Genomic DNA, 12,214 nt, shown 5'->3' with positions numbered 1-12,214 from the left:
CTTGTATTATATTTTTTTGATATTCATATATTTTAATTGTATTTTTAAATACCTCTAATTACATAGTCTATTAATGAATCAACAAGAATTTGCTTTTGATTTTCATCAATATCTTTTTCAACAATAAGTCTTATAATAAGTCCAAACATAGAAACCCATATAACTTGTGCTCTTAATTCAATAATTGTATCATCAGTGTCTCTATTTTCACTTTCAAAGATATCTTTTACACATTTACACAACATACCTACAGCGGTTCTTTGCAAAGATGCTCCTTTAAAAAGCACAGCAGTATGCTCTAACACTTCCTTTGAACTATTTAAAAGAATAGATTTATATTCTTCAGAAGTTTCTAGAGATATATTAATATATTTTCTTATTCCTTTTTCTAAATTTTCTTTAGGGTCTTTACATGTATCTTGAGAAGAAACTAACTCCTTTAAAATATTTTTATACCCTTTTCGCATGATAGTATTTATTATATCTTCTTTATTTTTGAAATAGTGATACACAATAGGTGCTGAGTAATCTATTTTTTTAGCTATTTTTCTTACTGATAATTTACTCATTCCCTCTTCTTTTATGATTTCATTAGCAGCTTCTAAAATAAGCTTTCTCATTTCATCCTTTTCTCTTTCTCTACGCATTTTTATACTCATTTTACTTCTCCTTAATATATAAATTTTTAATTATTTAATCTAACCAAATAAGATTGTAATAGTTTATTTAATAGTGTTAATTTATTTAACAGTGTTAAATAAATTTTAACATATATAATTATAAATATCAATTAAAGAAATTTCTTTAATAATAACAAAGACTTCAGACCATAAGTCTGAAGCCTTAATTTTAACCATTAAAAAACTATTAAATTAACTTCTTTAAATTTTTTTAAGCACATTCAAAATATCGTTTTTAAGCTTGTACTGTTTTTTATAAAAATTAGTATTAATTGATTTAGGAATATACCTATTAGCAATTTTTATACTACTATTTAAAGCCATTTTTAAATCACTAATATCTCCTATGGCATAAGATCCTATTATACAATCTGTAACAATTGCCCCGCCTGCTGTTTCTAATGTTATAACTTCACTATCCAGTATGTCTGCTTTAATTTGATTCCATAATTCATTTCTACTTCCACCCTCTGTAATTGTAATTCTATCTATATTAATACCCTTATTCCTATATGTATTTATTACTTCTAAATAATCATAAGCTATAGCTTCTAAAACCGCCCTCCACATCACATATTGATCTGTATCTAAATTCATATTTAAAAAACAGGCTTTAACATTAGAATACTCCCCATATCCCCCAGTTAAATATGGTAAGAAAAATATACCTCTGCAACCTGGTTCTACTTTTTTTGCTTCTTCACTTAATACTTCATAATATTTATCATCCTGATTTTTACAAATATTATCTTTAAACCATCTCAAAGATAATCCTCCTGTTCTCACAAAACCCCAATAAAAGTAAGTATCTTCTAATGTTCCTGAATTAAATATTAAACCATTTCCCTTTTTACTTAATTCTGGAATAATTTCATCTGTAGAAACACAAAACATTGCACATGTCCCTGCAACATCTACTGCTTTACCAGGTTCAGAAACTCCACTTCCAAGCATTGATTGCATTGTATCTCCAGCACCTGCACATATTGGTATTCCTGCTTCAAGACCAACTTCTTTTGCTATATCTTCAGATAGTTTTCCGATTATATCCCATGGTTTTACGATTTTAGGTAAATACTTTTTATCTATTCCTAAAATTTTCAATTGTCTATCTGACCATTCTTTTTCATGAACATGATATCCTAATCCCCAACCAGACATAGTTCCCCAATCTACAAAAGCATCTTTACTAGTAAGTCCTGCTAATCTAGAAAGTATATATGGCGCATTATGCATAAATTTTGCTCCTTTTTTTCTAAAGTTTTCATCATTACATAAAAACCATCTTGCATGCATAGCTGGAAACATACAACTAGCTTCAGGATTGCCCGTTTCCTCTCCCCATATTGATAAATTTAAATTATTAATATAATCAACATCACTCTGAGTCCTAGAATCTAAATAATTTATATATGGAGTTATTGCTTTTCCTTCTTCATCAACTCCTACAATGCCACATATAATTCCATCTCCCATTATTGCTCTAATTAATTTAGTTGATATATTTTTCTTTTTTAATTGTTTTATACAATCACACATACCTTTTTTAGCAAGTTCAAAGTATTCATCAGCATCCATGTTAACCCAACCTGCTTTAGGCGAATCTATTGTTGTCTTATTACTAGCCTTTGCTACACATGTCATATTTTGATCATAAACTGCAACTTTAACACTTTGAGTTCCAGCATCAAATCCAAGATAATATTTTTCTTTAACTGAGCTTTCTAAAGTTCTTTCATGGGATTTACTGAATTTTGATAATAATGACTGATTCATCATAAAACCTCCAAAATGATATTTTCATCAGGTATTATGATGAGAGGTAGAAATGTATATGGTAGAAATATCTACAAAAAATAAATTTGTATAATAACAAATAGACATATAACAAACCATTTCATTCTCTCTCATCCGGACTTTACCGTCGGCCTTGGATTTTAACCAAATCTGCTGACTTTGCTAAATATAACAAACGCTTGCGGGCTTGTATGTACATTACATACTTACCGCCGATTGGGAATTTCACCCTACCCTGAGAATTAATTTTAATTATAATACCACTCTAACAAATTTTCAATAATATCTTAATTATATTTGAAATCAACCATAAACTCTCTTTATTACAAAATAATGATTTATATCCTTAAATTGTTTTTTAAATCTTTTGAATGGTAATTTTTTTGATAATTTTTAATCATTCTGGTATAATAGAATATAATGTTGTTATAAAAATTTAATATTCAATTTCTTAGGAACTTTATATAATGACATCATAAGTTTTAATATTATTATGCATAACATATATTTTACCACTTTTATTAAAGGTGGTTTTTTATATTATGTTAATTTCATAAACATATTTTTAAAGTAATTAATTTAATATAATTTCAATTTATGGATATATATCCTAAATTTTCGCATGACACATAAAAAAATTTATAAAAAGGAGAAGATTTAGATTGAAAAAAAATTATAGAATAAAAAGAACAATATCTATAAAACGTCTTATTTCAGATTATGGTAAGGATTTTTCTGAAGATATAAAGAAAAGATTATTAGATCTTGAAGTAAGATGTGTTTTAACAAGAGTACAAAATGATAACAAGTTCGATTTAAAACATGTAGAACATACTAAGTATGACTGTGTTTCAGGAAATGGTTCAAGTAAATGTAAAAAGGAACATGTATATGGAAAATTCATAGTAAATGATGAAATGCTATATTTTTCAGATGAATGCACAGAAAGTAACGAAGTTATGAAGGTTCCACTTGTAAATGAAATTTATAATTCTTTAAATAGTGAAGAAATAATTCTTGATGAAGATTGTAGAGCAAAAAAAGTAGACGACAGCAATATTGATTATATAATAGATAGTATATTAACTGTATGTCCTGAAGTCTCACAAAGATATATAGATATTGTTCGAGAAATGAAATCAATTCAAAGAGACTAAAATAAAAAGGTTAAAGTATTGAATAAAATTCATATACTTTAACCTTTTTAACTTCTTACATATTCATATTTGTTGAATTTTCCTTGTGACATCTCCATTTAAACATAAATTCGTCACAATCTTTTTTGAATAAATTGTTAAGCTCTTCTGTATATCCTACAAAGCATGTTTTGCAATTCTTAGAAATATATTCGATAACTTCATCAATTACTTTTTCACTTCTGTATAAATCAACAGTATAAGTATTTTTATCTGAGAAAACAAATGTTAATCTATTAGTTTTACATACAGGAATAACAAAAAATATTTTATTTTTTATATTTTCTTTATATACCCACATTAATTCTCTAAGTGGAAGTGCAAATACAATTTGTTGAGTTTGTACAACTACATAATTTTCTGTTATTGAAATAGGTCCATTTTTATACGTATTTGATGAATTTAATTCTTGGTCAATTTTATAACAGGTTCTTTCAAAATCTTCATTTGAAAAATTTTTAAGACTTTTTAATGCTATAGTATTTTTTTTCATAACACGTGTGTAAAGAACTACAATACAAATCAATAATAAACCTGACAATACAAAGAATAATGCAGCTGTATTCATTGGAGTTTCACATTTTAAATATTGAAGATATGGCTGCATTTGCGCTCCTCCTGAAAGAGAATAATTATCTTTTATAGCACTCTTTAAAGTTTCTAAGTCCTTATCTTTAAGTTCAACTAATTTTCCTTTTAATACATATGTTTCTTTTTCTTGAGACATAAACTTTTCAAAATCTTTGTTAGGAAGTTCTACAGCTAATATAAAAGGCTCTAATTTTATAGCCACACATTTTGATTTTACACTCTTAAAAACTGATATTCCAAATTTTTTTCTTGTTGTAACTACATCAACATGTAAATCATATAGTTTATCTGATGAAATTTGTATATATTTATCTTCATCAAGAGCTTTTTTATAATCTTCAAAATTCTGAACTACAAATGGATTATTTTCATTATTGCAGTATACGTATACTCCTGCTATTGCAGTTGTAATAATCATAATTATACAAGCTGCTAATGCTATACCTCTATACTTCCATCTCCTTTTATAATTTTTAATAAAATTTGTTCTGTCCATTACTAAACTGCTCCTTTCAGTATACTAATCATTATATAAAGTTACCCATTAATTAGTTTCGATTTAATTTTCAAAAACTGAACACAATATTTCTACATAGAAATACAAAAAACTTGCTGTTTAGCAAGTCTTTTATATCAATCTCTTAATATTTATTTTTTTTATTATCATATCATCAGAAATACTAAACATATTATCTATAAGATCAGTTCTAAAACTTCCAGTACCCTTAACATTTTGAGAAAGCTCACCACATATTCCCATAAGAGCTATAGCAAGCACAGTACCTTCTAGTATATTTCCAGAAGAAATATAACTTGCTGTAAGTGCAGTAAGCATACATCCTGTGCCAGTTATCATTGAAAGCATTTCGCAACCATTTTTTATTAAATATGTATGTGTGCCATTCGTTATTATATCTGTAACTCCTGTTGCTGCAATAACGGAACCTGTTTGCAGTGACAACTTCTTTAGCATATCTATATTTTCATCAAAATTTCCCTCTGTTACAATATCAGCTTCTCCAACATCAATTCCTTTTGAATTGCTTTTTATACCACAAATTGCTTTTATTTCAGACATATTACCCTTTATAACATTTGGATGACACTCTGAAATAAATTTTTTTGCATAGTCTAGGCGAAGTTTACTACAGCCCACACCTACAAGATCGATTACTTGTGGAATTTTATTTTCAAAAGCTATTTTACCTGAAATTAACATAGATTTCATTCTAGTATCTGTTATATTACCAAGGTTAACCCCCAATGCTTTAGAAACAGCAGTAATCTCCTCAACCTCTAAAGGATGTTCAGCCATAATAGGTTTTGCACCAACAGCAAGAACCATATTTGCACAATCATTTATTGAAATAGGATTTGTAATACAATGAATAAGTGGTTTTTTCAATTTAACACTCTGTTTTATTTGCAATATGTTGTTTATTGTCATTTCTTGATTTGTCATAAACTTTTGCCCCCAAACTTCTCTGAATTTTTGCAAGCATACCTGTTTTACTTAATGCTGTTAGAAAAACAAATGCAATTGTTCCCCCAATAAGTGTACCCATAATAAACGAAGGAACATAGAACATCCATGTAAGTCCTGTTCTTCCCCAAATAAGTGCCATAACAGGATATGAAACTATAGCTCCTATAATACCAGTTCCTATAACCTCACCTATAATAGCACAAATTAATTTTCCCTTAGATACTCTGTATAAAACTCCAGACAAAAATGCTCCAAAAACTGCTCCAGTTAAAGCTAATGGTGGAATTCCCATGAAAAACATTCTTATCACACCAATCAATGTAGCACAAAGCAGTGAATACCAAGGTCCAAGAATAACAGAACATACAATGTTAATGAAATGCGCCATAGGACACATACCTTCAATACGAAGAATTGGTGAAATTACAACTCCCATTGACACTAACATTGCTAACATAAGTTTTTTTAATAATTTTGAGTTTTTTTCCATAATAAAACACCTCACTAATAATATTTATTTTCCAATATGTCATATAGGAAATAAATACCATTATAAAGGCGTAATTTTACTGTAACTAAATAGCATTCCCTATATGACATAAATCATACTGGTCGGTCGAAACTCAAAAGCTTCCTCTCACCTTGAAACACAAGTTCCCTCGCTATTTAGTTGTCTTTTGCCATATAAATGTAGGACGCTCCCCCTCCATTTATTAAAAATCTATTCCTTGAAACAGAATAAAGGCATATATTGCATAAAAAAATGGGATACACCGAATAAGTAGTATCCCATTTATACTCACATAATATATAATCAAATAGCATAAATTAAATATTTCCTTACGTCGGCATTGTCCGAATCAAGTTATGGGTCGAAGTCTAAACTTCCTCTCAGCCTGCAGTACAAGCTCCCCTTTTTGAAAATTATATCACAGGATTTTCTTAAATGCAATATAAGCTGAATTACAAAACCTTTAAAATCTTTTGAAATTTTTTCTTTTCCTTCACAATAGAGAAATGGTTACCTTCCAATTTTGTCTTTTTAAAGTCACCAATGCAAAGGTCTTCTAATAACTCTACTCCTCTATTACCATATGAAGATATAGTTTTACTTGAATCAATAGACTCAAAGAATCTTATATCGCCTACATATACTTGAGGTTCATATTCTAAAGCCTTAGAACTATACCTAAATTCATAAAACATCTCGTCAATCATTTCGCTTTCTACTTCACCAATTTTTTGTTTAGTATATGCTTTAAATCTTAACTTTCTATCAATTGATGCCATTTTTTTAAGTTTAGATTGTGTTTCTCTAATAAATTTGTCATCATATTCATCAAACAATATCTTTTCATTAATTACATCACTTTTTTCTGATATATAACTTATTAAATATCCTAGTTCATTAAACTTAAACTCACTAACACCAAAATCTTTTAAATTCGCATTTATTGCTAATTGAAACATAGCTTCAATGACTAAATCATCTTGAATATCTACAGTAATTGGATAACTGTCTATTAAAACCAAATCGTAAATATCAACTTCCTTTTCAAGTAACCTACGTGCTACCTCAAAGGCTAACATTCCACCAAAACTATGTCCAATTAACTGAATTCTTTTCTTCTTGTTTTTTATTATTATATCTGCATATATGTCTGCTAATTTCTCTATATAATCTTCTATCAATATTTTACGGTAAATCTCTACATCTTTTATACAAAAAGTAGCTATATTACCTTGCAAAGATTCCTTCATACTTTCTTCTAATAACCTATATTCATTTACGCATCCCATTCCAGAGTGGAAAAATACCCTTAATAAGTCACTACTAGAGTCTTTCTTAACAATTTCAAACTGTACATAATCTAATATGTCAAATTCATCAGCACCATCATTATCTTCATGTATACTCTCTCTATTTTCTACTTTATGCTGCCTTATAAAATCGCTCAAAGAATTAATATTCGGATGATTCAAAACATTTTTAAGCATTATTTCAAAGCTAATATTCTCTATTTCAGTCCATTCCTTAATTTTTTTACATATCTTAGAAACAGCTTGTGCAATAATCAAAGAATCTGCTCCATAGTTATATAAATCTTCATATTTATCAATTTTTGAAATACCTAATGATTCCTGCCATATTTTCAACAGATATTTATCTATATAATCAATTTTGGATACTTCTTTTATATCTATCTTTTCTTCTATCAACTTTACTCTACCATATTCTTCTATTATTTCTGTATCTATTTTCCCATTTGAAGTTAATGGTAATTCATCCACTATTTCAATATGGTTGGGAATCATATAGTTTAGTAATTTCTCTCCTATTTTATCTAGTAATACTTCTTTATTCTCATAATATTTGTTTTCTTTAACATTTAACCCAAATAAGCTTATGCCAAAATGCTTTAATTTATCATTGTTAGGTAAAACTAAAATATCTGATGAAGTATATTGTCTTGCCACTTTCACCCAAGATTCTTCGTTAAGAAAAACCCTATTTTTTCTAAGAAAATCTTCTGGTTCAGTCATCATAAATATTTGTGATACTAAAATCCAACTTAAGTCTTTTACTGGATCTATAAATAATAGCCATCCTTCTGGTTTAAGAACTTCTACTAATCCTTTCATAGTATCATTAATACTTTTTGCATTTTCAATTACACCCACAGCTATTATCACATCAAAACTATTAGAATTTATTCCCTGATTTCTATAATCCTTATCTATATCATATTTGAGAAAATGAATATTTTTATTGTCCTGAAATCTTTTTTTAGCTTCAGCTATAAAATAGTTTTTATTGTCTGTAAAATAATACTCTATTTCATTATTTTTAAATCGTTCCAAAATTTTATCTGTAGTAGCTCCAGTTCCTGCCCCAATTTCAAGAATTCTAAGCGGTTTAGATGAGTGATCTTTTGAAATACAAAATACTATATTCTCTATATAATCATTTAAATATTCAAAGATTATATTCTCTTTGTAAAATTTTCGTACATATTCAATATCCTTTTCTGGATACAAAATATCTATGGGATCAATTTCACCAGTTAATACTTTTGAAAGATTTCTAATAGACGTAATTACATAATTTATTAACCTATTAGTTCCTGGTATCTTTGAAAATTTATCTTTAACAAACTGTAACTCAGATTCTATATCATTGATACTACGCTTTGTTGTCATTGTATAAGTACCCATGTCATTTTTATTTATTAAATTTGATTGTTCAAGTTTCTCTACCCATTTTTTAATTATCCAAATATACTTTGATTGTATTTGCTCATTGGCAAAAAAACTTTCATAAGATGTATCATCCCAGTCAAAGAAACCCAAATCATTTAGAGTTGACAGCATAGCATCTTCAACAACCATATCCAAAAGTTTAAACGCATCTTTTATATAACAATTTTCAATATTATCAATTTGATATTTAGTATTAATATTATTGATATTATTTAAGTCTAATGGATGTTTAATTTTCTCTTTATAATCTTCCTTATCTTTCATTTTTACAGCAGCTATTATGTTCTTGTTGTCCAACTTTTTATTTACTACTACTTTAGCACAATCCACTGATTCTATTGATTCTAAAGCTTTTTCTATCTCCTTCAGTTCTATTCTGTAACCTCTTATTTTAACTTGTGAATCCTCTCTTCCCAAAAATTCTATATTACCATCAGGATGATAGCAGCCTTTATCTCCAGTTCTATACATTACTTCTCCATCTACAGAATCTTTAAAATATGATTTTTCATTATTAATTGGATCATCTATATAACCATTTGATAATCCCATTCCTTTAATATAAAGATCTCCTTTTACCCAAATCGGACAAGTTTGCAGCTTATTATCTAGTATCTTAAACTGTTGGTTTGCAAGTGGTTTTCCATAAGGTATACTTTCATAATTTTCATTGGTACCATTAATAATATGATAAATTGACCAAATAGAAGCTTCAGTGGCTCCACCAAGGCTTACTACTTGAATATCTCTACAATATTTTTTTATCTTATCTGGTAAATTTACTGGTATCCAATCGCCACTTAATAAAGCTACTCGTAATTTTTTAATCTTGCTTTCATCAGGTTTTTCAATTGAATTTATCAACATTTCCATTAGTGCTGGCACAGAATTCCACATAGTTATATTATATTTATCTATTAATTGATACCAGTGGGATGGATCTATTGATCTATCGTTTGAAGGATAAATTAAAGTTCCTCCTGCCGATAATATGCCAAATATATCATACACAGACAAATCAAAACATAACCTAGAAACTCCTAATATAGAATCTTTGTTATTGACATTAAATATGTGATTAATGTATTCAATTGTATTCCAAGCTGCTTGATGTGATATTTCCACACCCTTTGGTTCTCCAGTTGATCCTGATGTAAATATTATGTAAGCAAGATTTTCAGTGGCTACCTCAATAGGTTTATATTTTGATGTGTAATCATAACTTATTTCATCAATATTCACACTATTTCTATAATGATGATTTATAGATTTATTTATAAGAATATATTTTATCTTAGCTTTCTCTGTTATCTTCTTTATCCTTTCTTCTGGCATTTCAACATCTAAAGGAACATAACAACCTCCACAAAATAATACTGCTAAAACAGCAACTATCTGATCTAAACACTTTGGCATCAGAATTGCAATCTTATCTTCTTCTTTTACTCCTAATTCAACTAAATTTTCAGATACTTTTAACGCCTTATCTATTAACTTCTTATAAGTTATTTCAGCTTGTCCATCTATTATTGCTATTTTATCTGGAAATATCTTTGCCATTTCATATATATCTTGATACAACAACTTAGGCTGTATATTAAATTTCGTATTGTTCACTTTTTTTATTACATCTAATTGCCATTGAGGGATTGTCACAAGTTTATCGGAATTCCAAATATCTATATTCTCAGAGAGTTGATTTAAAGATTTTTTCAAGGTATTAAACATATCAGTTATTATTTCTTCTTTAATTACACCTTTTCTAATATCCCAATTAAGATCTAACCCATTATCATTGTCCATAACTTGACAATCAATAAAAACCTGAGGAGTCTGACTAATACCAAAATCACTAAATTCACCTTTTATTGGCGTTATATCAGTTTGATTATATAAACCTATAGCACTTGTAAAAACTATTGGCATTAATGATTCTTCATATCCTTTTTCTCTAGCTAAATCTCGAATCACTTCAATACCACTATATAAACGATGCTCCATATCTTCTAATAATTGCTTTTGCACTTTATGAGCATAATCTAAAAAACTTAACTTCTTATCTAAATCTATTTCTAATAATGATATTGTTGTAAAATCTCCAACTACATTATTAATATTTGTATATCTGTCAGGTCTATTTAATACCGTAAGGTTTAAGCAAAACCTTTTATTTTCACTCCATTTTACTATGGTCAAGGCATAACAAGTAAGAACAATGGCTGATGGAGTTAATCTATATTCTTTAGCAAACTCTTTTATCCTATCCCAATTACTCTTTTCAATATGCAAAGAATTTCTTTCAAAAACAATGTCATTTTCATTCTGATTTATGTTTAAAGGTAATTTAGGTGCTGATGGGAAATTCTTTATTCGGTTGTTCCAATATTTCTTATCTCTTACATACTGCTCATCAGTTTTTCTCTTGTTTTCAGCTTCTACATATTTCTTAAAGGTATAAGATAACATAGGAAGATCTGCGTTAATATTTTCATATAATACTTCAAATTCAGAAATCAAAAGAATGATACTTGACCAATCGGCTATTAAAAAATCCATAGATAAATGTAATACTGCACAATCTGACAATTGTGTTACTTCTATATCAAATAGCGGCCATTGAGTAGTATCAAATTTTTGATTACCTAATTTTTTACGTATATTCTTTAATTTATCACTATTATTTTGTAGAGAGTAATTTGTCATATTATTAAATTTAATATTAAAATAATCAACTTTTTCTAAAATTCTCTGCTGTTTATTCTGAGTAAATACACCACGTAACATATCATGTCTCTTTATAAGTTTATTCCAACATTGTTCAACTTTTACTGGATCTAATTCAGGATATACAATTTCCATATAAATATGACATGCAACATTACCAAACTTATAGTTATCTTCTCTTCCTAGCAAATAGGCTGATTGTACATCTGTCAACTCAAATGGCTCATAATAATTTTTCAAATCAAGTTGTTTCTTATTCTCTAGAAACAATAAAATCTGCTCTTTATTTCCTTTTATTTTTTCAAGATCTACTTTTGTTAATTTACCTTTAGGCGCTTTATAACAAATACTATTATTTTCTTCCCAAAGATCTATTCCTCTTTCATAAAGCTCTTTTAAAAAATTTTCTAGTTCTATTTTACCTGAATACATTTTTTCCCCTCCCTTTAATAAGCAAGATATTATTTACCACAGCGGTT

The 12,214-nt window shown here is 27.9% G+C and carries 7 protein-coding genes and 2 riboswitches; of the genes, 1 reads left to right on the top strand and 6 read right to left on the bottom strand.

Features of this window, described 5'->3' with window-relative positions; translation table 11 throughout:
• Positions 1–44: 44 nt before the first annotated feature.
• Both ACFIJ5_RS08345 and ACFIJ5_RS08340 read right to left on the bottom strand, forming a co-directional pair.
• Positions 45–659, bottom strand: a complete 615-nt coding sequence (locus ACFIJ5_RS08345) for a TetR/AcrR family transcriptional regulator (RefSeq protein WP_379805958.1) — start codon at positions 657–659, stop codon at positions 45–47.
• A 222-nt stretch (positions 660–881) separates the two neighbouring features.
• The gene (locus ACFIJ5_RS08340) at positions 882–2,456 is read right to left on the bottom strand and encodes an FGGY-family carbohydrate kinase (protein ID WP_379805956.1); all 1,575 of its coding nucleotides are present in this window, start codon (positions 2,454–2,456) and stop codon (positions 882–884) included.
• A gap of 119 nt (positions 2,457–2,575) precedes the next feature.
• Positions 2,576–2,724, bottom strand: a riboswitch (FMN riboswitch).
• 415 nt (positions 2,725–3,139) lie between these two features.
• Here ACFIJ5_RS08340 and ACFIJ5_RS08335 point away from each other — a divergent pair.
• Positions 3,140–3,634, top strand: coding sequence for a hypothetical protein (locus ACFIJ5_RS08335; protein ID WP_379805954.1), 495 nt, complete (start codon positions 3,140–3,142; stop codon positions 3,632–3,634).
• Between the two features lie 55 nt (positions 3,635–3,689).
• Here ACFIJ5_RS08335 and ACFIJ5_RS08330 read toward each other — a convergent pair whose 3' ends face one another.
• The 4 genes from ACFIJ5_RS08330 to ACFIJ5_RS08315 all read right to left on the bottom strand — a co-directional run bounded on the left by ACFIJ5_RS08330 (position 3,690) and on the right by ACFIJ5_RS08315 (position 12,167).
• On the bottom strand, positions 3,690–4,760 hold the full coding sequence (locus ACFIJ5_RS08330; RefSeq protein ID WP_379805952.1) for a DUF6709 family protein: 1,071 nt from the start codon (positions 4,758–4,760) through the stop codon (positions 3,690–3,692).
• A gap of 132 nt (positions 4,761–4,892) precedes the next feature.
• Positions 4,893–5,693 (bottom strand): hydroxyethylthiazole kinase, encoded by an 801-nt coding sequence (thiM, locus tag ACFIJ5_RS08325; RefSeq protein WP_379809573.1) that lies wholly within the window; start codon positions 5,691–5,693, stop codon positions 4,893–4,895.
• The gene (gene thiW / locus ACFIJ5_RS08320; RefSeq protein ID WP_379805950.1) at positions 5,671–6,240 is read right to left on the bottom strand and encodes an energy coupling factor transporter S component ThiW; all 570 of its coding nucleotides are present in this window, start codon (positions 6,238–6,240) and stop codon (positions 5,671–5,673) included. The genes thiM and thiW overlap by 23 nt, the downstream gene beginning before the upstream one ends.
• A 328-nt stretch (positions 6,241–6,568) precedes the next feature.
• Positions 6,569–6,675: riboswitch (TPP riboswitch) on the bottom strand.
• Positions 6,676–6,713: 38 nt separating this feature from the next.
• Positions 6,714–12,167, bottom strand: a complete 5,454-nt coding sequence (locus ACFIJ5_RS08315; RefSeq protein ID WP_379805948.1) for an amino acid adenylation domain-containing protein — start codon at positions 12,165–12,167, stop codon at positions 6,714–6,716.
• Positions 12,168–12,214: the final 47 nt, after the last annotated feature.

Origin of the sequence: Haloimpatiens myeolchijeotgali, from assembly GCF_042688525.2 — a bacterium.
Taxonomy (GTDB): domain Bacteria; phylum Bacillota; class Clostridia; order Clostridiales; family Clostridiaceae; genus Haloimpatiens.
The sequence above is the reverse complement of the archived record's forward strand: the minus strand, read 5'-3'. Positions and strand labels throughout refer to the sequence as shown.

Excerpts from the sequence above, each read along its gene's own strand:
- ACFIJ5_RS08345 (WP_379805958.1), bottom strand. The coding sequence starts at position 659 with ATGAGTATAAAAATGCGTAGAGAAAGAGAAAAGGATGAAATGAGAAAG.
- ACFIJ5_RS08340 (WP_379805956.1), bottom strand. The coding sequence starts at position 2,456 with ATGAATCAGTCATTATTATCAAAATTCAGTAAATCCCATGAAAGAACT.
- ACFIJ5_RS08330 (WP_379805952.1), bottom strand. The coding sequence starts at position 4,760 with ATGGACAGAACAAATTTTATTAAAAATTATAAAAGGAGATGGAAGTAT.
- thiW (WP_379805950.1), bottom strand. The coding sequence starts at position 6,240 with ATGGAAAAAAACTCAAAATTATTAAAAAAACTTATGTTAGCAATGTTA.
- ACFIJ5_RS08315 (WP_379805948.1), bottom strand. The coding sequence starts at position 12,167 with ATGTATTCAGGTAAAATAGAACTAGAAAATTTTTTAAAAGAGCTTTAT.